The sequence below is a fragment of the Stenotrophomonas sp. YJH_SMC_73 genome (assembly GCF_059370155.1).
Genome location: NZ_JCAFTJ010000007.1, coordinates 109,117 through 133,720 on the forward strand (window position 1 = coordinate 109,117; position 24,604 = coordinate 133,720).

Consider the following 24,604-nt stretch of genomic DNA (forward strand, 5'->3'; position numbering starts at 1 on the left):
GGGTAAAATGTCGCGCTTCCCCACATCTCGGGTATGCCGATGCTGCGCATCCAGGCTGAAGCACTCACTTACGACGACGTCTCGCTCGTCCCCGCCCACTCGACCATCCTGCCCAAGGACGTCAACCTCGAAACGCGGTTGACTCGCGACCTGAAGCTGAAGCTTCCGATCCTGTCCGCCGCGATGGATACCGTCACCGAAGCCCGCCTGGCCATCGCCATGGCCCAGCTCGGCGGCATGGGCATCATCCACAAGAATCTCAGCCTGGAACAGCAGGCCGCGGAAGTGGCCAAGGTCAAGAAGTTCGAGGCAGGTGTCATCCGCGACCCGATCACCGTCGGCCCGGAAACCACCATCCGCGACGTGCTGGCCCTGACCCAGGCGCACAACATCTCCGGCGTGCCGGTGGTGGGCAGCGACGGCCAGCTGGCCGGCATCGTGACTCACCGCGACATGCGCTTCGAGACCGAGCTGGACGACCCGGTCCGCCACATCATGACCAAGAAGGATCGCCTGATCACGGTCAAGGAAGGCGCCGCGTCTGATGAAGTGCTGCAGCTGCTGCACCGCAACCGCATCGAAAAGGTGCTGGTGGTCAATGACTCGTTCGAACTGCGTGGCCTGATTACCGTCAAGGACATCCAGAAGAACACCGACTTCCCCAACGCTGCCAAGGATCTGTCAACCCGCCTGCTGGTCGGCGCTGCCGTCGGCGTGGGTGGCGATACTGATCGCCGCGTGGAAGCGCTGGTCGCCGCCGGCGTGGACGTGATCGTGGTCGATACCGCGCACGGCCACTCGCAGGGCGTGCTGGACCGCGTCAGCTGGGTCAAGAAGAACTTCCCGAACGTGCAGGTCATCGGTGGCAACATCTGCACCGGCGAAGCCGCACTGGCGCTGCTGGACAGCGGCGCGGACGCAGTCAAGGTCGGCATCGGCCCGGGCTCGATCTGCACCACCCGCGTCGTCGCCGGCGTCGGCGTGCCGCAGGTCACCGCCATCGACCTGGTGGCCGAAGCCCTGCAGGACCGTATCCCGCTGATCGCCGACGGTGGCATCCGCTACTCGGGCGACATCGGCAAGGCGCTGGCCGCCGGTGCCTCGACCATCATGGTCGGTGGCCTGCTGGCCGGTACCGAGGAATCGCCGGGCGAGACCGAGCTGTACCAGGGTCGTTCGTACAAGAGCTACCGCGGCATGGGTTCGCTGGCTGCCATGGAGAAGGGGTCGAAGGACCGCTACTTCCAGGACGCCGCCACCGCCGACAAGCTGGTGCCGGAAGGCATCGAAGGCCGCGTGCCGTACCGCGGCCCGGTGGGCGGCATCATCCACCAGCTGATGGGCGGCCTGCGCGCCACCATGGGCTACGTGGGCTGCGCCACCATCGACGAGATGCGCAGCAAGCCCAAGTTCGTGAAGATCAGCGGCGCCGGCCAGCGTGAGAGCCACGTCCACGACGTGACCATCACCAAAGAGCCGCCGAACTACCGCGCCTGATGCGCTTGCGAACTGCTCTTGCGATTACGGGTAGCCTGCTGATGGCAGGCTGTTCGTTGTCCGAACCGCCGCCGCGCTCCGGGTCTCCGGGCGCGGCGGTTTCGCAATTGCAGGACGTACAGGCGTGCCAGAACGCGTTCTCGCTGCCGAAGGGCTGGCAGGTGCAGGCCGCTGGCGAGCAGCGCTGGCTGCTGAAAGGCACTGGCGAGCGCCCGCTGCAGGTCATCCTGCGGTGCGTTACCGATCTGGGTGACAGGCTTGAAGATCCTGTGGTCACCGCCGAGCTGGGGCCGCTGGAGCCGAAACGGATGAGCGTACAGTCCGCGTTCTGGGGCAACGCCGTGGATTCCGGCTACCCGATGCACGCCTTTCAACGGCGCATCGTGCCCGGCACCGAAGTGCAGGAAATCGCCGAACTGCCGCGCGCCGACCGCGCCAACCCTAACGCACCGCACGGCCTGCTGATGCTGCGCTGGGACGAGGAAGACCCCTCACATATTCAACAACGCGAGGCGTTCATCGCCACGCTGACGCAGAGCCTTGAAGCGCCAGGCGCTGCGAAAAACACCACTGGAACGGCACCATGACCAATATCCATAACGACAAGATCCTCATCCTCGATTTCGGCGCGCAGTACACGCAGCTGATCGCCCGCCGCATCCGCGAGCTGGGCGTCTACTGCGAAATCTGGGCGTGGGACCACAATCCGGCCGAGATCGCTGCGTTCGGCGCCAAGGGCATCATCCTGTCCGGTGGCCCGGAATCGACCACGCTGCCGGGCGCCCCGGCCGCGCCGCAGGAAGTGTTCGACAGCGGCCTGCCGATCTTCGGCATCTGCTACGGCATGCAGACCCTGGCCGCGCAGCTGGGCGGTGCCACCGAAGCCGCAGACCAGCGCGAGTTCGGCCACGCCGAAGTGAACGTGATCAACCCCGATGCACTGTTCAAGGGCCTGAGCGACCACGGCGGCGAGCCGAAGCTGAATGTCTGGATGAGCCACGGCGACCACGTCTCCGTTGCGCCGCCGGGCTTCACCATCACCGCCACCACCGACCGCATTCCGGTGGCCGCCATGGCCAACGAGGAAAAGCGCTGGTACGGCGTGCAGTTCCACCCGGAAGTGACCCACACCCTGCAGGGCCAGGCGCTGCTGCGCCGCTTCGTGGTGGATGTGTGCGGCTGCCAGACCCTGTGGACCGCCGCCAACATCATCGACGACCAGATCGCCCGCGTGCGCGAACAGGTGGGCGATGACGAAGTGATCCTGGGCCTGTCCGGCGGCGTCGATTCGTCCGTCGTGGCGGCGCTGCTGCACAAGGCCATCGGCGACAAGCTGACCTGCGTGTTCGTGGATACCGGCCTGCTGCGCTGGCAGGAAGGCGACCAGGTGATGGCGATGTTCGCCGAGCACATGGGCGTGAAGGTTGTGCGCGTGAATGCCGCCCACCGTTACTTCAGCGCGCTGGAAGGCGTGAGCGACCCGGAAGCCAAGCGCAAGATCATCGGCAACCTGTTCGTTGAGATCTTCGACGAAGAATCGAACAAGCTGAAGAACGCCAAGTGGCTGGCGCAGGGCACCATCTACCCGGACGTGATCGAGTCGGCCGGCAGCAAGACCGGCAAGGCGCATGTGATCAAGAGCCACCACAACGTGGGCGGCCTGCCGGAGCACATGAAGCTGGGCCTGGTGGAGCCGCTGCGCGAGCTGTTCAAGGACGAAGTACGCCGCCTGGGCGTCGAGCTGGGCCTGCCGCGCACCATGGTCTACCGCCATCCGTTCCCGGGCCCGGGCCTGGGCGTGCGTATCCTGGGCGAAGTGAAGCGCGAATACGCCGAGCTGCTTGCCAAGGCCGATGCCATCTTCATCGACGAGCTGCGCAAGGCCGACCTGTACGACAAGACCAGCCAGGCGTTTGCCGTGTTTCTGCCGGTGAAGTCGGTGGGCGTGGTGGGTGACGCGCGGGCTTATGAGTGGGTGATTGCGCTGCGGGCCGTGGAGACGATTGACTTCATGACGGCGCACTGGGCGCATCTGCCGTATGAGTTCCTGGGGACGGTGAGCAACCGGATCATCAATGAGTTGCGGGGGGTGTCGCGGGTGGTCTATGACATCTCGGGGAAGCCGCCGGCTACTATTGAGTGGGAATGAGTTGAAAGAACGAGGGCGCCGAGAGGCGCCCTTGTTGTTTGTCAAGTGCTCCTGCATGGCGCACGCTTGAGCTGATTGCCGCCGATCATCCCCAGTCAGTCATGCTGGCCACCTGCGACCGGGCCAAGGTTCAGAGTGGGGGGGCAGACGACGCCGCTAATGGGGCATTTGCGTGGGAAATGCCGCATTTAATGGCTATGATTACCGCATTTACACTGCGCGGTCAGCCGAAGCCCTTATAGGTCCGTGCCATAGCGCGGCATTGGTATGCATAGAGTCATCTGGCCGGCTGAAGGGTAGGGACGGGGTGCGGCGTACGAAGAGGAAGCGCATCGCAGCAGGCACTTCCGTCAGTGCAGTGGTTCTGGCGGTTGGCCACAAGATGGATCAGTGAGGACTCTCCATGGATAACGTTTTCCAGTTCCGCGACCAGCTTATCGAACGATACGGCAGCTTTTCCCGCAGTTTCGTTCGCATCGCTGCGCCTGATATCCAAGCCGAGGTCGAACATCAATATGCGCAAGGTCGCTATTGGCCTGAGCCGCTGGTGCAGATCAACCCGAATTACCAACGCCAAGGCACGGTGCAGAACCTGGCGGCACAGGGGATTTTGCATGCTGCTTGCGCAGAGATCTTCCAGGTCGGGAAGTCTGAAGGTTCGCCAGAACCCCTGCATCTTTACAAGCACCAGATGGAAGCCTTGGCCAAAGGCCAGGAACGCCAAAGCTATGTGGTCACGACCGGAACGGGGTCGGGGAAGTCCCTGTCCTTTTTCATCCCGATCATCGACCGCATTCTCAAGGCCAAACAATCCGATGGCAAAGCACGTACCAGGGCCATTGTCATCTATCCGATGAATGCTCTGGCCAACAGCCAGCTGGAAGAACTCGACAAGTTTCTGCATGGCTATGCGCCAGAGCGTCGTCCCTTCACCCTCAAGCGCTACACCGGCCAGGAAAGCAAGGCGGAACGCAGCGCCATCGCGGATGACCCGCCCGATATCCTGCTCACTAACTTCATGATGCTGGAGTACATCCTCACGCGCTTCGACGAAGTGGATCGGCGTGTGGTGGAACACTGCGAGGGACTTGAGTTCCTGGTGCTGGATGAGTTGCATACCTATCGTGGCCGTCAAGGGGCGGACGTTGCCTTGCTAGTGCGGCGCCTGCGAGAGCGCTTGAAAGCCGAGCAACTGGTCTGCATCGGTACCTCGGCCACCATGTCCAGCACAGGTAGCCAAGCCGACCGCAACCGCGTGGTGGCCGATGTGGCTAGCAAACTTTTTGGCACCCAGATCAGCGAGCATGACGTCATCGGCGAGACCTTGGAGCGCGTCACCAACCCGCTCAAGGACGTCAACGCCATCCGTACAGAACTACCGGCGGCCGTTACGCGAAAGCAGGATATCTGGGCTGACTTCGACGCCTTTCGCAATGACCCGTTATCCATCTGGGTGGAATTGAACCTGGGTATCGAACTACCTGCCGACGAGCCTCCCAGGCGGGCGAGACCCATGATGTTGGAAGAGGCCAGCCGCCGTCTCGCCGAAGACGCGGGTTGCCAGCCGGAAGCCGCTCGCACCGCCCTGCAGCGCTTTCTAGTGGCTGCCCATGATGTGCGCACGCCCCAGGGCAGGCCGCCTTTCGCGTTCAAGCTGCACCAGTTCATCAGCGGTCCCGGCAAGGTGCTCACCACGCTGGAGGCGCGAGGTAAGCGCCATGTCACGCTCGATGCTCAGCGTTTCGCGCCGGGGCGACAGCAAGAGAATGTGCTGCTTTACCCGACGCACTTCTGCCGCGATTGCGGCCAGGAGTACCTACCTGTCTGGCACGCACAGCAACCGCTCAGCTTCAGCTCACGTGAGATCGACGATATCGCGGCAGAAGACGACGCCAGCTATGGCTTTCTGTGTCCTCTGGTGCCCGGGCAGCAATACGGCGGCCTGCTCGAAGACCTGCCGGAAACCTGGATCGACCTCAGCCGTAACGAACCCAAAATCAAGCCAGCCTACAAGAATGCCGTTCCTTATATGGTCACGGTCGATGCCAAAGGGCAATCGGGCTCGGGGACGGAGTTCTGGTTCATTCCGGGAAAGTTCCGCTTCTGCCTGAACTGCGGCACGACACACGAAGCCCACGGCAAGGATGCCAACCGCCTCTCCAGCCTGTCCGGCGAAGGCCGCTCTTCGGCCACGACCATGATTGCCCTGGCGGCCTTGCAGCAATTGTTTGCACTTTCCGAACCTGCGCCAGGGCAGCCTGACCCACGCAAGTTGCTTGGGTTTACCGACAACCGCCAGGATGCCGCTCTGCAGGCGGGACATTTCAACGACTTCATTTTCCTGCTGACGCTGCGTGCCGGCTTGATCGGCGCACTGCAAGGCAGCGGCGGCCAACTCGATGAAGAACACTTGGCCGAAAGCGTATTCAAGGCCCTCGGCTTTCAAGGGGTCGATGAAGCGACCTTGGTGGAGTATCTGCGCACCCCCAAGCTCATGGGACTGGCCCGACAAGAAGCGCAACGCACATTGCGCTTCATCATCGCTTACCGGCTACTGCGTGATCTGCGGCGTGGCTGGCGCTTCAATAATCCGAATCTGGATCAACTCGGCCTATTGCAGATTCGGTATCGAGACCTAGATGCCTTTTGCGCTGACGCCAGCATCTTTGCTGCAAACAGCACCTTGACCAAATTGACGGCAGTGCAGCGGACAGTTTTGTTCGAACTACTGTTCGACGCCTTGCGCCGCCATCTGTGCCTGGAAAGTCGTTACCTCGACCCGGTCGAGCAGGACAAGGCACGCACCAGTGCCCACACCTACTTGAATGAGCGTTGGGCCTTCGCTCCCGACGAGAAACTCGATACCGGCCGCTATCTCATCCTCGGCAAGCGCCCGGAATACAAGGGCAAGCCGCGCACCGACTTGGTGACAGGTGGTCCACGCTCCCGTCTGCTACGGCAAATAAAGACGGCCGCCTTCTGGCGCAACAGCGCCTGCGCCAGCGAGGTCGCGCAATGGAAAGATGTCGAGTGGACTAAGCTGATCGAAGCGCTGCTGGAGTCCGCCAAGGACTATGGCTATGTGCAGCGCCAACCTATCGACGCCCAGCTCGCAGGCTGGCGCTTGAACGCGGCTGCTCTGGACTGGTGCCTGATTGCCGATCAGCCGCAAACTGATAGCAATCGAATCAATCAGTATTTCCGCACCCTGTATCTCGGCATTGCCGACCTGCTGCGCCAGCCCTCGCATCCGCTGTTCGACTTCGAGGCCCAGGAACACACGGCCCAGGTGGATGCGCCACGCCGGCAACTGCTGGAGCAGCGCTTTCGTTACACCGAAAAAGACAGGCAGGATTGGGCGCAGAACCCGGCCCACGAAGCGCCGTTGGAGCGGCTGCCGGTGATGTTCTGCTCCCCCACGATGGAGCTGGGCGTGGATATCTCCGCGCTCAACACCGTGTACTTGCGTAATGTGCCGCCGACCCCCGCCAACTACGCCCAGCGCAGCGGCCGTGCCGGTCGCTCGGGTCAGCAGGCGCTGGTCATCACCTATTGCGCGGCGCTCAGTCCGCATGACCAGTGGTTCTTCCACAATGCTGAGCAAATGGTGCATGGCGTCGTGCGCGCGCCAACCCTCGATCTGAGCAACCGTGATCTCATCGACAGCCACCTGCAAGCGGTCTGGCTTGCCAGTACCCAGGTGCCGCTGGACGACAGCATTGCGCCGATGCTGGATCTCGACCAGCCCGGTAAACCACTGAAACAGCCCTTGCACGAAGCACTGCGGGCGCAGGCTGTCCAGCAGCGGGCCTTGGCCAGTGCCGACCGGGTCATCAACCAGCTTGAGGGCGAGCTTGAAGGCAGCGCCTGGTTCACGCCTGACTATGTGCGTCAGGTCATCGACAACGCGGCGCAGGCGTTCTCTGGGGCGCTGGAGCGCTGGCGCGTGCTGTTCGATGCCACCCGCCAGCAAATGGATATGGCCGATCGCATCGTCAAGAGCCATACCGCCTCGCACATGGAGCGCCAAAATGCCCAGCGCCGCTACGGCGACGCCGCGCGCCAGTACGCCGTATTGCTCAAGTCCGGCAACGGCCAGAACAATGATTTCTACACCTATCGCTACTTGGCCAGCCAAGGCTTTTTGCCAGGCTACAACTTCCCGCGCCTGCCGCTGATGGCCTGGATTCCCGCCCGTGGCGGCCAGGCCGTCAATGGCAAGGATGACGAAGGCAGCATGGTCAGCCGGCCGCGCTTCCTGGCCCTGTCCGAATTCGGCCCCCGCAGCCTCATTTATCACCAGGGTCGCATGTACCGCGTGGTGCGTGCCAAACTCAACGTAGGCAATACAGACCACATTTCCGGCAACAGCCAGTTGGCCACCATTGCCTCGTTGGTGTGCAGCCAATGCGGCTACGGTCATCTCGGCGAGCCGGGCGGCGAACAGCCGCTGGTCAATCGCTGCGAGAACTGCGACGCCTTGCTCACCGAGCACGATTGGGTGCGCGAGCTCTACCGCATCGAAACCGTGGAGACCGTGGCCACCGAGCGCATTTCCATCAACGACGAGGAACGCCAGCGTCAGGGCTTCGAGCTGCAAACCACCTACCGCTTCCTGCCCGGCCCCGATGGCCGTATCCAGCAGCAGAAGGCTACGATCCAGCAAGGCGAGGACGTGCTAGGCGAGCTCACCTACGCGCCCGCTGCGCAAATCTGGCGCATCAATCGCGGCTGGCGCAGGCGCAAGGACAAGGAGCAACTGGGCTTCTACATCAACCCTATCACGGGCACCTGGAGCAAGCAGGATGCACCGGATGCGGAGGACGACAAGGGCAGTGACGATGCTTTGCTGGAGAAGTTGCCCAACCAACGCATCGTTCCCTTTGTGGAAGATCATCGCAATCTGCTGATCTTCGCTCCCGTACATGCCTTGCCTCTGGAGGCCATGGCCACTTTGCAGGCCGCGCTCAAGCGCGGCATCGAAATGACCTTCCAGATCGAGGAATCCGAACTGGTGGTCGAGCCACTGCCGAAGTCCGACGAGCGCCGCGCCTTGCTGTTCTACGAAGCTGCGGAAGGCGGTGCAGGTGTGCTCACTCGCCTGGCAAACAATCGCGACGACCTTGCTCTCGTAGCCAGCAATGCCCTGCAACTGATTCACTATCGCAAACCGCAGAGCGGCATTTGGACGCTGGAAGATCTGCCGTCGCTGGAACAGACCGATGCACTTGGCAATCATCAGTGTGAAGCCGGCTGCTATCAGTGCTTGCTGTCCTACTTCAACCAGCCGGATCACGAACACATCAACCGCCGCAATGCGGATGCGCTGAAGCTGTTGGTTGCGCTGGCCAATGCCCAGGTGCAGCCCGTAACGAGCAGCCCGACTACCGTTACCTCAACAACAGCAAACGAGCCCCTCGACGCCTGGCTGTCCGCACTCCGCCAGGCCGGGGGCGCGCAACCTGATGCGGTCAACGTGTCCGTCAACAATGGCGTAGCCACTGCGGCGGCCCAGTACAAGGCATCTCGTGCTTTGGTGTTTCTGTCCGCTGTGGATGATCAGACCACCAGCGTATTGCAGGACAAAGGCTGGCAGGTGCTCGATTTTTCGGACGCTTCACGCTGGCCACAACAATTCGCCGCGCACGCCGATGTGTTCGGTTCCAAGGAATAAAGGCGCATGACGATCCTCGAACACGACTTTCTGCCCGGCAACCTGGTGCGCGCCCGAGGCCGCGAATGGGTAGTGCAGAGCGGCTCCCGCCGCGACTGGCTGCGTCTGCGCCCATTGAGCGGCGCCGATGACGAAAGCATCGCCTTGATCCCCGAGTTGGAACTGCATCCCGTCGAACCCGCCACCTTCGACTGGCCCGATCCTGCACGCGCCGGCAACCATGCCGCCGCGCTGTTGCTACGCGATGCCTTGCGCCTGACCCTGCGCGCAGGCGCGGGCCCGTTCCGATCCTTTGGCAATATCGCGGTGGAGCCTCGCGGCTACCAACTTGTACCGTTGCTGATGGCACTGCGCCTGTCCACTGTGCGCCTGCTGATCGCTGATGACGTGGGCATCGGCAAGACCGTCGAAGCCGGCCTGATCGTACGAGAGCTCATGGATCGTGGCGAAATCGCCCGCCTGGCCATTCTCTGCCCGCCGCACCTTGTCGAGCAGTGGCAAAGTGAGTTGGAAACCCGCTTCAACCTTCAGGCCGTGGCGTTGACTTCGTCTTCGGCCTCCCGCATCGAACGTGATCTTCCGCATGGAGTGAGCCTGTTCGACCATCATTCCGTGGTGGTCGTCAGCCTGGACTACATCAAGAGCGAACGCCACCGCGAACAGTTTCTCGCTACCGCCCCCGAATGCATCATCGTTGACGAGGCCCACACCTGCGCCAGCAGCGGTGCAGGCAAGCAATTGCGCTTCGAGTTGCTGCAACGCCTTGCCCGTGACACGCAGCGACACCTGATTCTGCTGACCGCGACCCCTCACTCTGGTGACGAGACCGCCTTCTACAACTTGCTGTCGCTGCTCGATCCGCGCTTTGCGGCCTTGCAAGGCCGAATGACGGCCTCCGACCCACTGCGTCAGGAACTGGCCCGCCACTTCGTCCAGCGCCGCCGCAAAGACATCGTTGAATGGCAGGCGGAGACCCATGACGGACGAGGTTTTCCCCGCCGCATGAAAACCGAGCTTACCTATCAACTCAGCGGCGAATGGGGCGCGTTCTTCGACGCAGTGCAGGACTACTGCCGCGAACTGGCTGAAACCGTTGAGCAGCAAGAACAACAAGGCAGCGCGCGCCTCATTTGGTACGCCACTCTGGCATTGCTGCGCTGCGTGGCATCGTCGCCCGCAGCTGCCGTCAAGGCGTTGACCACACGGCTGGAAGGCACTGTGCCGGATGAGGCGCTTCTCAGCGACGAGCGCCTGCACGATGGCGAAGCCGACGACCTCTCCGCCAGTGACCTGGAGCCGCCTGCCCAGGTGCAGGACGCTGCGCCGCGTCTGCAGGCCTTGATCGCGGACGCGCAACGTCTTTCTGGCAAGGCCGGTGATCCAAAGCTGGCTGCGCTCATCCGGCATATTGACCTCCTAGTGAAGGATGACTATCACCCGGTGGTGTTCTGCCGCTACATCGCCACCGCGCACTACGTGGCCGAACACCTCAAGGCCGCTTTCCCCAAAGCTACCGTCGATGCCGTCACCGGCGAACTCACTCCCGAAGAGCGCCGAGAGCGTGTGGATGAGCTGGAGGATGCTGAGCAACGCATCCTAGTTGCGACCGACTGCCTCTCCGAAGGCATCAACCTGCAACATCTGTTCACTGCTGTCGTCCACTACGATCTGGCCTGGAACCCCACTCGCCACGAACAACGCGAAGGCCGCGTCGATCGTTTCGGGCAGCATGCCGATGAAGTGCGCTGCACCATGCTCTACGGGCAAGACAACCCGGTGGATGGCTTCGTGCTTAACGTCATCCTCAAGAAGGCCGAGGCCATTCAGAAGGAGCTCGGCGTGCTCGTTCCCATGCCCGAGGACGAAGCCCGCATCAATCAGGCCTTGGTCAGGTCGGCATTGATAAAGCGCAGCGACGGTCGTGCCGCATCGCCGCAGGTCGCATTCGACTTTGGTGAGTCGGAGCAGATGCTCGCTCCTCTACAGGCCCAATGGCGCGACGCGCTGGAAAAAGCCAAGGCCAATCGCACCGTGTTCGCCCAGCGTCGCATCAAGCCAGACGAGGTGCTACCCGAATGGCACAAACAGCAGAAGGCTTTGGGCACCCATGCTGACGTGTCGCGCTTTCTGCAGAGCGCTTGCGTGCGGCTGGGGTCACCGCTGGAGATCGGCCGCAAGCAGTCTGCACGCTTCTTACCGCAGCACCTCCCCGAAATCCTGCGCCAACGCTTGACCGACGACGGTATCGACGAACCCCAGCTCATCGAACTCAACGGACTGCATCGCAGTCACCCGTTGGTTGGGCTGCTGGCTCAGTACCTGCTGGAAGACGCACTTGGAGGTGAACGTCCGCTGGCCGCCCGTTGTGCTGCCACTCTTACCAACGACGTAGAGGTCGTCACCACCCTTTATCTACTGCGTCTGCGCCACCAGCTCAGCTACGTACGCCGTCGCGAGCCCTTCCAGATGATGGCGGAGGAAACCGTTGCTCTGGCTGTGCAGGGCCGCAATGCTCCCCAATGGCTGGTCGACGATGGCGTGAGTCGCCTGCTCGAATGCGCGCCGAGCGGAAATCTGCCGCCGGAGGCGGCAAAGCGCGAGATTCGCACCGCGCTCGACTTCCTCGCCGCGCATCCGCAGCAGCTACAAGCGGTAGCCCAAGAGCGGGCTGATGCCCTGCTGGCCGACCACCAGCGCGTGCGCGAGGCCACCCGTGACGTGGGCCAGTACAGCGTCAGCCCCTGCCTACCTGTGGATGTGATGGGTGTGTACGTGCTGCTGCCTGACTCGCTATAAGCTTCGGCCTGGAGAAGAACAACCGTGAAACGCATCCGCAAGGCCCAGGCCACGCTGAACCTGCCCACCCTCAAGCTTGAAGGTGGGCTGTTCCTGCCCGATCAGCTGGAAAAAGCCGCTCAGGGCCGCGCTAACGCACAACTAGAGGCCGACTACGGCACCCCCAAGGGCGTCAAGCTCAAGGACGAATACAGCCGCGCCTTCCAGATTGCCTGCGCTCAATGGCGGCATTTCGCCGCGCAGATTGGGCGCGCCGACATCGATGCTGCGCAGCTCACCACCGCCTTCATCCGCGAACTTCTGCGCGATTCGTTTGGCTACGCGACCTTGCAAGCTACGGCAACACAGCAAGTGGGCGAACTGCGCTATCCCATCAGCCTAATGGCTGGCAGCCTGCCCGTACTGGTAGCCCCGCACACTCTGGGGCTGGACGAGGCCGACGCATGCTTTGCCGTGCAGGGCGGCGGCAACAGTAAGAAGGCCCCGTTCCAGGCCATGCAGGAATTGCTCAACGCCAGTGAACCGCTGCAATGGGGCATCGTCAGCAACGGCAAACAACTGCGCCTGCTGCGCGACGCTGCCTCGCTCACCCGTCCCAGCTTTCTCGAAGTGGATCTGGCCGACCTGCTTGGTGGGCAGCGTTATGCCGAATTCGCCAATGTCTGGCGTCTGCTGCACGCCAGCCGCGCATCCTGCCTCGGCCGAGACGCTGCGGTGTGCATCTGGGAACAATGGCGCAACGAGGGCCAGGAGGAAGGCACCCGCGTGCGCGATGGTCTGCGCAATGGTGTCGAACAAGCTCTGCTGACACTCGGCCAAGGCTTTCTGCAACACTCCGCCAACCAAGCCCTGCGCAACGCTCTGAACGACGGTTCGCTCAGCAAGGACGACTTCTTTCAGCAACTGCTGCGCCTGATCTACCGCCTTATCTTTGTCTTCACGGTCGAGGAACGCGGCGTGCTGCACCCCCAGGCAGACAGCGACGAAGCACAGACTGCCCGCCTCGACTATGCCGAAGGCTACTCACTGGCCCGCCTGCGCGAACTCTGCCTCAAGCGTCGCGCCCGCACGCGTCATGACGACCAATGGCAAACCATCCGCATCGTGTTTCGTGGCCTGGCGCGAGGTGAGCCCCGCCTGGCGCTGCCCGCGCTGGGTGGCCTATTCGCACCGGAGCAATGCCCTGCTCTGGATAACGCCAGCTTGGACAACTCCCATCTGCTCACCGCCATGCAGCACCTGCGCTGGGCCGTCGTCGGGCAAGGCAAGGGTGGCAGTCTCACCCCGGTGGACTACCGCAACATGGGGCCGGAAGAACTGGGCAGCGTCTATGAAAGCCTGCTGGAACTGGTGCCCGCCATCGACCTACCGGCGCGCACGTTTGGCTTCGTCGGCCGCACCGAGGAGGGCAGCACCGCAGGCAACGCCCGCAAGCTCACCGGCAGCTACTACACTCCCGACAGCCTGGTGCAGGAACTGATTAGGAGTGCACTCGATCCTGTCATCGAAGAGCGCCTGGCGGCCCGTCCGGCCAATCCCACCGAGGCACTGCTGGCCATCCGCGTCGTTGATCCGGCTTGCGGCAGCGGCCACTTCTTGCTGGCCGCCGCCCGCCGCTTGGCGGAAAAGCTGGCTCAGTTGCGCAGCCTCGAAGGCGGACAGGAAGGTGCCATCCAGCCACTCGACTACCGCCACGCCCTGCGCGAAGTGGTGGCCCGCTGCATATATGGGGTGGATCGCAACCCCATGGCCATCGAACTGGCGCGCATGGCACTGTGGTTGGAAGGCTACGAGGAAGGCCGGCCGCTGGGTTTTCTCGACCACCACCTGCAAGTGGGCGACGCCCTTCTGGGCCTGACCGACCTGAACGTTCTGGAACAAGGCATCGCGAAGGAAGCCTTCAAGCCTTTGAGTGGCGACGACAAGGATGTGTGTAAAGAACTGGCTAAGGTCAACGCCGCCGGCCTCAAGCAGATTTCCAAGGATCTGCAAGGCAGGCAGATGCTGCTGGGCGAGGACAACGGCAGCGGTCTCGAAGCCTTACGCGCCATAGAATCCCTGCCCGCCGACAGGCCTGAACAAGTGGTGGCCAAGGAAAATGCCTGGCGGGGCTTTCTGGAAGAATCCGCCCGCAGCCCGTTAGCCCGCGCCGCCGATGTGCTTGTGGGCGCCTACCTGCTGCCCAAGGCGGAGGACACCGCCGACACCGTGCCCACTAGCATCACCCTGCATGCGCTGCTGACCGACCCGCAACGCACCCAGACCGAGCACGCCGCCCCCATCGCCGCCGCACGCACGGCCTGCGAACAAGCCCGCGTGTTCCATTGGCCGCTGGCCTTCCCGCAGGTGTTCGCGCAAGGTGGCTTCGACTGCGTGCTGGGCAATCCGCCTTGGGAGGTGTCGCAGATGGGCGAAGAAGAGTTCTTCGCCACGCGTGCTCAGCACATCGCGAAACTGGCGGGCGATGCACGCAAGCAAGCCATTGCTGCGCTGCCTGAAACCGATCCGCGTCTGTGGGATGAGTTTGTCAAGGAAAGCCAGCGGATCGCAGCTGCAAACAATTTCTACCGGGAGTCGGGACGCTTTCCGCTGACGGCCGTTGGCAAGCTCAACACCTATCCCTTGTTTGCCGAAACAATCCTGCAGATCCATGCCGACAGCGGTCGAGCGGGTTTTATCGTGCCCACCGGCATCGCCACAGACGACAGCACCAAGGCATACTTTGGCCATATCACGCAGAACCGGCGGCTGATCAGCCTGTACGACATCGAGAACCGCGAAAAGCTGTTCCTAGCTGTCGACAGCCGCATGAAGTTCTGCCTGCTCACCTTGGGGGCCGCGGAGCAGGCCGAGTTCGTCTGCTTCGCCACCCAAGTCAGCCAACTGGCCGACCCGCGCCGTCGCTTCACCCTCACGCCCGACGAGTTCCGCCTCATCAACCCCAACACGCTCACCTGCCCGGTTTTCCGCAGCGAACGCGATGCGGAACTGACCAAAAAGCTCTACGGAGCCGCTCCGGTGCTGATGCGCGATGCCGTGGTTGAAGGTGAGGGCAAGTACGCCAGGGTGGTGGAGCCCGCGCAGAACCCGTGGGGCATTACCTTCTCGCAAGGCCTCTTCAACATGACCAGCGCCAGTCATTTGTTCAAGGCAGAGCCCGGTCCGGATCGATTGCCACTGTACGAAGCAAAGCTCATCCACCAGTTCGACCACCGCTGGGCCACCTACTCGTTAGACGGCAACAGCCGCGACGTCTCGCCGGTCGAGAAGGCCGACCCGGCATTCTCTGTCACCCCACGCTACTGGGTTGAGTCCCGCGAAGTCTGGCTGCGTGTTGCCCGTTTGCCCGAAGGATTGCTGAAAGCCCTTAAGGACGGCAATGCACAGGAGACCGTGCTCAGCGTGACCCATTTGTTGTTCGGTTCGCACCTCATGGAACAGCGCAGCGTCAATCCAAGCATGGGTGCGTACCCCGCCTGGAGAGCCTTTGTAGCCCGCCAGCCCTATGCGCAGACAATCGCACCCACATCGCTGGGCCTCGTGAGCAACAGCTCGGAAAGCCTGCAACCCTTGAATGACGATTGCCTGCCCGCCGAATGCGAAGCCAAGGCGCAGCTCTACACGCATGGCTCCAGCAACACTACGGCCTGGTACACCATTGATCATGAAGCCGAGAGCGCTCTGCTGGCGCTCGCCGCCGACTACGGCCATCTGCCTGCATCGGAGACGCCCTTGGCGGACGAGCACGCCGTGCTCGCCCTAGCCGAACACTGGCTGCAGGTTGCCTGCCCGCAGTGGTTGATGGGTTGGCGGGATATCACCAATGCGACTAATGAGCGGACGGTCATCGCGTCGGTGGTTCCGTTGGCTGGCGTTGGCAATCAGATGCCATTGATGCTATTCCCCGACGGGGGAAACCGTGCACGATTCGCTGCGCTTCTCGCCAACCTGTCTGCGCTGGTATTTGACTTTGTGGCGCGGCACAAGACAGGTGGCACGCACATGAATTACTTCATCTACAAACAGCTTCCCGTATTGCCGCCAGACCGCTACACCGAGGCCGACCTCGCTTTCATCGTGCCGCGCGTACTGGAACTGACCTACACCACCCACGACCTTGCCGCTTGGGCCAGAGATTTGGGCTACGAAGGCCAGCCTTTCACCTTCGACCTCGACCGCCGCGCCACCCTGCGCGCCGAACTCGACGCCTATTACGCCAAACTCTACGGCCTCACCGAGGAAGAACTGCGCTATATCCTCGACCCCGCCGACGTAATGGGGGCCGACTACCCCAGCGAAACCTTCCGCGTGCTCCGAAACAATGAGCTGCGGGATTTCGGAGCGTACAGAGAGACGTCAGTCACGCCCCTTCGATTGGCCAGTGTCGATGGCGAAACCCGTCGCGATCACGTGCAGTACCGCACCCAGCATCTGGTGTTGGAAGCTTTCAAGCGAGGCTTCAAGATAGAAGACGCATTGCCTGTTCAGGCTGAAGCCACGGCTCGGCAGGTCGTCGATCGAGCGTCCCTGCCTGATGGAATCTGGGCACGACCACAACAGAATGAAGGTGCGGAGACGGGGGTGGCCTTGGCCGCCTTGCTCAAGGCTGCGCAGGCCCCATGGCCAGTGCGCCATGTACGTCTCGCCGCCGTCTTGGCGCTTGAGCCCAGGCTGATGACGCCTTTGCTGGATGCGCAGGATGCTCTGGATTGGCAACGCCTGGTAGGAGAAGAAGCTAGGCCGCTGCCCGGGGCGGTGTTGAGCTTCATACCGCGCGCAAATCAGGCTTGGGGCGGGGCTGTGCGCTTCCTCCGAAGCAGTGGCTACCTGATTGAAGATCTTGGAGCGGGGACTTGGGCCAAAGGTGGCGAACTAGATGTACCTGCTGCCGAATGGGCGGAAGGACGTGCCCAGATGATTCTTGTTTTCCTGCAAGCGCGAGGGCAAGACTTCGATCGTGTCATTCGCGAATTGCCTGACGAGATAGGGGGATGGATTGAAGCCGCAGCCTGACATGTTCCAGCAACAGCTATGCCTTACTCCGCCGGCACAGATGCGCGAACCACGTTTATGGATCAAGCGGCTGGTGATATGGGAAAAGCCAGGGGAGTTGCCCTTGCGGGATGTTTCATTACGTCCAGGCCTGAATATCGTGTGGACGCCGGACGACAATGGCATCGGCCATGGCGGAGGAAAGACCTTGTTCTGCAGGCTGTTGCGCTATTGCTTGGGCGAGGATAAGTTTGCTCCCGAAGATCAGCGCGACGGAATTGGCTCGGCGTTTCCTAACGGATGGGTTGGCATGGAAGTCGTGTTGGATGGCGCATGTTGGGCTGTTCTTCGACCCTTGGGCATACGGCGGCGGCATTTCGCGGTACTGGATGGCAATCTTGATGAGCTTGTTCTCAGCGAAATGCCGGCCACGAGTCTGTCTCCGCTGCTCAACGCCATCGAAGAGAATCTGCTGACTCCGGGCGTCAGAGATCTGATCGCTGGCAAGAAACAAGGGCATCAGGCCTGGCAGATTGCCTTGGCGCTGTTGAGCAGGGATCAGGAATGCAGATTCGACCATGTTCTTGAATGGCGATCCTCACTATCCGACTCGGAGTCGCCGGCGAGGGGATTGAATCGAACTGAGCGGCTGGAGGCACTGCGAGCCCTGTTGAACGCCATCGACCCCTCCGAACAGACACTCCGCGTCGACATCGCCGCAATGAGCGAGTCGAGCCGTAGCCAAGAGCAGGAAATAGGCCATCGCGCCTGGGAAATCCGCAAGTTGAGAAAGCAGCTTCTGGAAGGGCTTGGCGTTACGGACGATGAACTTGCGCAGGGCACTCTGGGTGTCGAAATCCTGCGTAGGGCGGCGCAGGAGCGGTTGGCAGTGGAAGCCCAGTCCAATGGTGCGGGCGCGACTCCGGATACCGACTCCGTGCGGCAGGCGCACGAAAATGCCCAAGCGGAGGTGGCAAGGATCCAGGCCGATATCGGAAGGCAAGAGGCTGTGATACCAGCCATCGAGCGGGCGATATCCGCGATCAAGGGAGAATATCCAACATTAGCCTACTCGCTCAAGGAAGCAGAAAATTATCCTTGTCCCATCTGCGAGGTGCCCATTGACCGCGTGCTGGCGAGCCAATGCGGGTTGTCACACAAGGTTCCAGATCTGGAGGCCTGCAAGGCTAGGTTGGAGAGCGGCAAAAAAGCGCTCAAGGATGAACAGGAGCGTCTGGAGTCAGCCCAATCGCTACTGAAGCAGTTACGACCTGAGCTGGCGTTGGCGAAACAGGATGCAACGCGCAGGGAAGAGCATTACCAGAACCTGCTGAAGCTTCGCGAACAGCGCGATGGGGCGTGGTATACCGCACGCAAGGCCGTGGACGATGTCGAGCGCCTGGCCTCGCTGCTCGAACAGCAGCAAACTACCGAAACCCGCCTGGCTAGGCATCAAACTGAGATAGAGCAAGTGCGGGAGCGGATCGCGACGCTGCAAAACCAGAATGCGACTGTTTTCTCGAAGCTTGCCCAGAAGTTCGACCCAATCATCCGACGCTTAGTCGGACCTGAAGCCAATGGCGAAATCCGATTGACCGGAAACGGACTGAGCCTGGTTGTCCAGATGGGCGGGGATCGTTCGACATCTGCGATCGATTCGCTGAAAGTCGTGGTTTTCGATCTCGCGACCCTGTGCATGAGTATCGATGGTGACACGAGGCTTCCGGCTTTCCTGATCCATGACAGCCCACGTGAAGCCGACCTTGGGCTCGCTTTGTACCACGGTTTATTTCATCTTGTGCATGAACTGGAAGGACGTGGATCGGCCCCCTTGTTTCAGTACATCGTGACGACTACTACCCCGCCTCCGAAAGAGTATGCCCAAGAACCTTGGCTCGCTTTGCAGCTTCGCGGTTCGCCAGCTTCCGATCGTCTCTTAAAAAGAGATTTGTAAAAGGAGAGGCAGGAATGAGTTTCCGAAGACTGCGCCCAGAGTTGGTTGAATGAATCCTCTACAACGCGCCCTCATCGAAAAAACCGGCCACGACAACGGCTTCGAGCACGTGCTGTCATCCGCTGGCGATGCGGTGATACTGGCTTCGGCTCGCCATCGCAGCCAGGCGGTAGTGACGGCATCGGCCGATGGCTTCGGCTTGCGCCTTCAACCGGCTACGCCCGCGCTGCTGCCGGAACTGTTGCGCAGTTTCCAACCCTGGGCCGGAGCCGATGACGTGTTTTGTGTGCCGACTCTGCCCGATTTGGCGGCTCTTCTGCGCCGCACGGCCAGCCTGTCGCAGGCGTTGCCGAATCAGGCAGTGCGTGACTACCACGCGGCCGTGGCGCAAGTTGTCGAGACGATGTCTGCCGAAGCCCGCGGCACGGAAGTCGAACGCCTGGTGCGTCAGCGCGTGGGGCAGGCGCGTTACCGCGATGCCTTGCTGATCTACTGGGGCGGTTCCTGCGCAGTGACTGGCGTCGCGGTGCCTGAAGCCCTGCGTGCTAGCCATGCCAAACCCTGGGCCGAATGTGCCGACGATGCCGAGCGGTTGGATGCCTTCAACGGCTTTCTGCTGGTGGCCAATCTCGATGCGCTGTTCGATCGCTTTCTGATCAGCTTCGACGATGCCGGGCATCTGCTGACCAGCACCCGCCTGTCTCAAAGCGATCTGCCTGGGCTTGGCATTCATTCGGGAATGACGTTGCGCTGGCTGGCCAGCGAGCACCGGCATTATTTACAGTGGCACCGCGAGCGCTTCCTGCTCGGTGCCTGATCGAAGGAAAAACATGGCCAAGGCCGAAGCAAGCGTTGAAGAACTGGTATCAATGATCGAGCGGGGCGAACTGCGCTTGCCAGAGATGCAGCGCCAGTATGTGTGGCGCTCCACGCGAGTGCGCGATCTGCTGGATTCGCTGTATCGCGGCTACCCTTCGGGCGCAATCCTGCTTTGGGAAACCGACGAGGCTGTTCCGCTGCAGGATTTCGCGGTCAGCCAAAGCACGAATCCTTACCAGAGCACGCGGCTTCTGCTGGATGGTCAGCAGCGTCTGACATCGCTCTCTGCCGTCATTCGCGGCGAGCCAGTATCGGTGCGCGGTCGCCGCCGGCCTATCGACTTGCTGTTCAACTTGGAACATCCCGACCAGTTGGCGGTGGTGACCGAAGTGGAAGAGAACGGCGACGACGAGAACGATGCTGATGACGATAGCGAACTGATTGGCGATGAGGCGGACTCGACCGAGGATGAACTGCTCAAGCGCTTCAACAAGATGACGTTCGTGGTGGCCACGAGGAAGCTGGAGCAGTTGCCGCATTGGGTAAAAGTGTCAGAAGTGTTCAAGACCGACAGCGATGCGCCTTTCCTCAAACGCGCTGGCATTAGTGGTTTTGACGATCCGCGGTACGAGAAGTACAGCCAGCGCCTCGCCCGGCTGCGTGGCATCCGCAAGTACGTTTATCGGATGGACGTGCTGGAACGCACGCTTTCCTATGATGAGGTCACGGAAATCTTCGTCCGGGTCAATTCACTGGGAGCCAAGCTGCGCAGTTCCGACTTGGCTCTGGCGCAGATCACTGCCAAGTGGCGGCACTCGCTACAGACGTTTCAGGATTTCCAGAAGGCATGCGCCAAGACGGGCTTTGACCTTGATCTCGGTTTGCACTTGAAGAATTTGATGGCGTTTGCCACCGGCCAATCACGTTTTCAGATCGTGGGTAGCCTGAATGTGGAGAAGCTGCAGAAGGCATGGAAAGAAGCCTGCAATGGCATGGAATTCGCGCTCAACTTCCTGCGCAGCAATCTTGGCATCGATAGCCCGGCACTGTTGTCGTCGCCTTTCCTGCTGGTGGTGCTGGCGTATTTCGGGCATAGCCGCAACTATGCGCTGAGCAACGATGAGGCCCGCCAACTGCGCTACTGGGCGCTGATGGCCAATGCCAAAGGCCGCTTCTCCCGAGGCTCCAGCGAAACCATTCTGGATCAGGATTTGGCAAATATTCGTCAGGGCGGAGCGGTGCGCGAGCTGATCGACCGGCTGCGGCTGCAGTTCGGCCGTCTGGACATTACCGCAGAGGAGCTGGAAGGGCGCAACCAGCGTAGTGCGCTGTTCAAGACGATGTTCCTGGCTTTCCGCGCTGCCGGTGCGAAAGATTGGTTCAGCCAATTGACCATTGCTCTGGATCATTCGGGCGCCCAGCATCGCTTGCAGTTCCATCACATTTTCCCCAAAGCCGTATTGAAGACCAGCTTCACTGCCCGCGAGGCGGATGACATCGCCAATCTGGGATTCATCGGCGGCAAGACGAATCGCGCGATCAGCGACAAGGCCCCGGCGGTTTACCTGCCCCCGCTGGTGGACCAGCTTGGCGAGCTAGCGTTCGCAGCACAGTGCATCCCGGTTGAGGCATCGCTGCTGGAAGTGGAAAGCTACAAGGCTTTCTTGCTTGAGCGACGCAAGAGGATTGCAATGGCGCTGAATACGTTTGTTGGGCCTGCAGAGTGAGCGGGTAGGCGGCTGTGTGTGTATGGCACGTGTCTCATACCGCCTGACCTAGGGATGCTCTGATCAACTCCGTAGGTAGCGCCTGCCGCTGGCCGGAGGCCTGGGAGAAAGTGACGGCACGCGTTGAGGATGCATGCAACTGGCGTTCGGCGACGGCAGGAGATCCTTCCTGGAAGTCCGCTTCTGTCGGAAACGGACGTTGATGCAACGAATGGCGTTGACCTTGTCAAATGTGAGCGCAGTCACTCCGACCTAACCTCGTGGCACGCCCACTCAACCAACCCTCGGCAAGCCAAGAACAACCCATCAACCACCCCCTCATCCAAATGCCGTTCCGGCTCCGCTGCCACCCGGCAGCGGTCTGCCGCGTGTAGCAACTCCAGCACCGTCAATGCGCCAACCATCGCGCGCTCACTTCTAGCCAGGCTCACGCGACGCCCGGGCGACACATCGGTTTCTGGCCAAGGGTGGCCATCAGCGCCCTCGCAGCCGCGCATGCGCTTGAGGATGCCGAGCAGGGAGTTTAGGTCGGGCAGGGGAGGGTCGTCGTTGATGGGCTCAACAACGGTGTACGAGGAGAAGGTGTCGGATTCGTTCATGGCGTCGGCTTCCGTGGCTGTGCTTAACAGCGCCACCGCGAAGAGGGTGGCGGACGATGCGTGGCTGCAAACCGGACGATAGTTGTCAGTACCCGGCGGGTCCGAAGACCCCCACGCACCGCCCGCCAGAAAGGCCGACGGATTACCCGCCGGCACCGGTTAAGGACGGTGCCGGCGGGTAAGCGTAAACAACTAACAGTTCGGGTTTGCAGGCCCGGCCACCCGTTGTCGGTGGCGCGTCATGTTGGTTACGTGGCCGCTTCGAATGCCAATAGAAATTCGCGAAGGAATCGCGGAATCCGAGAGCGAAGAACTATTGTTGCACGCACCTTTCGCGCAGCACGCGACGCCAGCAGACGCATTTGCGCAGCTGCTCTGCTGATGGCGAATCAAACTGGCGCAATCGCCCACGGCACAAGCGAATAGCGCGACGGCCTGCTTTGCAACAGTTCTTAGTCCGAGCCGGATGGCAATGGCGCCGAATCAACCGCATACCCTGAAAAGCGGTTCAAACCCGACAACGCCAGCGAGCCTCGCAGCCTCAACCCACCCCATCCTCAGCCGCATTCCCCACCAACAACTCAATCATCGCCCGCGCCGCAGCCGATTGCCGCCGGTGCGGCGCATAGATCACCGAGAACGGCCTTGACCGCCCCCGCAGCTGCGGCAGCACCTCCATCAGCTGCCCACGCTGCAACCGCTCGCGCACGATGAACTCATAGCTCTGGCAGATGCCGATGCCCTGTTCGGCCAGCGACACCACGCCCAGCACATCGTCAGAGGTCTCGATGGACGAGCGCGGCAGCCAGTCCACGTCGCGCCCACCGTCGCGGAAGACCCATGGCGCCAGCCGCCCCGTACGCGGCATCACGAAGGGCAGGCACAGGTGCTGCTGCAGGTCGTCCAGCGTCTGCGGCGTGCCACGGCGCTGCAGGTAGTCCGGCGCGGCTACCAGCAGCAGCGGCGCGTCTTCCAGCTTGCGCGCCACCAGGCCGCTATCCGGCAGCTGGCCCAGGCGGATGGCCAGGTCGAAGCCTTCGGCCACCAGGTCCACGTTGCGGTTGGTGATGTTCAGTTCCACCTGCACCTGCGGGTACTGCTGCGCAAAGCGCGCCAGCACGGGCGGCAGCCGGTAGTGGCCATAGGTGGTGGGCACGCTCAGGCGCACGCGGCCGGCCAGCGCACCGTCCTGGGCCAGTACGTCGCGCTCGGCGTCGTCCAACAGGCCGAAGGCGGTGCGCACCTGTTCCCGATAGAGCCGCCCGGCATCGGTCAGGCCCACGCGGCGCGTGGTCCGCTGCAGCAGCTGCCGGCCCAGCCGCGCTTCCAGGCGGGTGACCGCGCGGCTCAGCACCGAGGGCGTGGTGGACAGCGCCACCGCGCCGGCGGTGAACGAGCCGTGCTCGACCACCGCAAGGAACACCTCCACATCGCCCAGGTAGTCGAACTTGCGGCTCATTTGGCTCTCCGGGGAACAGATCCTTTGCAAGGAGGCCAATTTATCGCCGCAGCGGCGATGAATAAAGTGGCGGCCATTCCCCGATAGGAGCTATCCCATGAACCTGATGACCCGGCTGGCCGCAGCGCTGGCCCTGACCCTGGCTGCCAGCGGCGCGCATGCCGCCAACGTGCTGGTGGTGCTGTCCGACGAAAACCACCTGGACCTGAAGGACGGCAAGGTGCTGTCCACCGGCTTCTATCTCAACGAGTTGATGCAGCCGGTCAAGCTGCTGCTGGACGCCGGCCACGAGGTGACCTTCGCCACGCCGCAGGGGCGGGCGCCGACGGTGGATGCGTCCTCGGTGACGCCGGCGTACTTCGGTAACGATGCCGCGCAGCTGACGCTGCACAAGGAGCTGCTGGAGAAACTGGCGCTGACCTCGCCGACGGCCTCGCCGGTGGTCAGCCTGGCACGCATCGAGCAGCAGGGCTACGCGCGTTTCGATGCGGTCTACATTCCCGGTGGCCACGCGCCGATGCAGGACCTGCTGAAGAGCCCGGCGCTGGGCCGGCTGCTGGCCGACTTCCACCAGCGCAACAAGACCACCGCGCTGGTCTGCCATGGGCCGATCGCACTGCTGTCCACGCTGCCGGATGCGGCGGGTTTCGTGGCGAAGCTGGAAGCGGGTGCGATGCCGGCTACGCCGAAGTGGATCTACAGCGGCTACCAGATGACGGTGATCAGCAACCAGGAAGAAGAGCAGGCCAAGCCGCTGCTGGGCGGCGGTGAGATGAAGTTCTACCCGCAGACCGCGCTGCAGCGGGCGGGGGCGAAGTTCAGCAGCAACACCACGCCGTGGACCGGGCATGTGGTGGTGGACCGCGAGCTGATTACCGGGCAGAACCCGGCCTCGGGGCTGGAGGTCGGGCAGCGGTTAGTGGAGCGGTTGAAGTAGG

Annotated in this window: 12 protein-coding genes; 10 read left to right on the forward strand and 2 right to left on the reverse strand. The window is 62.2% G+C overall.

Features of this window, described 5'->3' with window-relative positions; genetic code table 11:
* Window positions 1-39 precede the first annotated feature (39 nt).
* From guaB to AC5P8R_RS13050, 9 genes are all read left to right on the forward strand, one after another.
* Window positions 40-1,497, forward strand: coding sequence for an IMP dehydrogenase (gene guaB, locus AC5P8R_RS13010; RefSeq protein WP_032958143.1), 1,458 nt, complete (start codon window positions 40-42; stop codon window positions 1,495-1,497).
* A gap of 107 nt (window positions 1,498-1,604) precedes the next feature.
* Window positions 1,605-2,084 carry a hypothetical protein gene (locus AC5P8R_RS13015; RefSeq protein ID WP_164077652.1) on the forward strand — a complete coding sequence of 160 codons (480 nt, stop codon included), beginning with the start codon at window positions 1,605-1,607 and terminating at the stop codon, window positions 2,082-2,084.
* The gene (guaA, locus tag AC5P8R_RS13020; protein WP_164077649.1) at window positions 2,081-3,646 is read left to right on the forward strand and encodes a glutamine-hydrolyzing GMP synthase; all 1,566 of its coding nucleotides are present in this window, start codon (window positions 2,081-2,083) and stop codon (window positions 3,644-3,646) included. Before AC5P8R_RS13015 ends, guaA begins: the two co-directional genes overlap by 4 nt.
* Before the next feature lie 403 nt (window positions 3,647-4,049).
* Window positions 4,050-9,320, forward strand: coding sequence for a DEAD/DEAH box helicase (locus AC5P8R_RS13025; RefSeq protein WP_495223502.1), 5,271 nt, complete (start codon window positions 4,050-4,052; stop codon window positions 9,318-9,320).
* A gap of 6 nt (window positions 9,321-9,326) precedes the next feature.
* Entirely contained in the window at window positions 9,327-12,116 is a 2,790-nt protein-coding gene (locus AC5P8R_RS13030) for a DUF8741 domain-containing protein (protein ID WP_164077647.1), read from the forward strand.
* Window positions 12,117-12,140: 24 nt separating this feature from the next.
* The gene (locus tag AC5P8R_RS13035) at window positions 12,141-17,129 is read left to right on the forward strand and encodes an Eco57I restriction-modification methylase domain-containing protein (protein ID WP_164077646.1); all 4,989 of its coding nucleotides are present in this window, start codon (window positions 12,141-12,143) and stop codon (window positions 17,127-17,129) included.
* A 1-nt stretch (window position 17,130) separates the two neighbouring features.
* Window positions 17,131-19,062, forward strand: coding sequence for a chromosome segregation protein SMC (locus AC5P8R_RS13040; RefSeq protein ID WP_239510520.1), 1,932 nt, complete (start codon window positions 17,131-17,133; stop codon window positions 19,060-19,062).
* 49 nt (window positions 19,063-19,111) lie between these two features.
* Entirely contained in the window at window positions 19,112-19,879 is a 768-nt protein-coding gene (locus AC5P8R_RS13045) for an HNH endonuclease (protein WP_164077645.1), read from the forward strand.
* A gap of 13 nt (window positions 19,880-19,892) precedes the next feature.
* Window positions 19,893-21,608, forward strand: a complete 1,716-nt coding sequence (locus tag AC5P8R_RS13050; RefSeq protein WP_053494846.1) for a GmrSD restriction endonuclease domain-containing protein — start codon at window positions 19,893-19,895, stop codon at window positions 21,606-21,608.
* Between the two features lie 242 nt (window positions 21,609-21,850).
* Here AC5P8R_RS13050 and AC5P8R_RS13055 read toward each other — a convergent pair whose 3' ends face one another.
* Both AC5P8R_RS13055 and AC5P8R_RS13060 read right to left on the reverse strand, forming a co-directional pair.
* Complete coding sequence (locus tag AC5P8R_RS13055) at window positions 21,851-22,207, reverse strand: hypothetical protein (protein ID WP_164077644.1); 357 nt, start codon at window positions 22,205-22,207, stop codon at window positions 21,851-21,853.
* A 541-nt stretch (window positions 22,208-22,748) separates the two neighbouring features.
* Window positions 22,749-23,666 carry a LysR family transcriptional regulator gene (locus AC5P8R_RS13060; protein WP_495223504.1) on the reverse strand — a complete coding sequence of 306 codons (918 nt, stop codon included), beginning with the start codon at window positions 23,664-23,666 and terminating at the stop codon, window positions 22,749-22,751.
* Window positions 23,667-23,763: 97 nt separating this feature from the next.
* Between AC5P8R_RS13060 and AC5P8R_RS13065 the strand changes: the two genes are divergently transcribed.
* Window positions 23,764-24,603 carry a type 1 glutamine amidotransferase domain-containing protein gene (locus AC5P8R_RS13065; RefSeq protein ID WP_495223505.1) on the forward strand — a complete coding sequence of 280 codons (840 nt, stop codon included), beginning with the start codon at window positions 23,764-23,766 and terminating at the stop codon, window positions 24,601-24,603.
* Window position 24,604 lies beyond the last annotated feature (1 nt).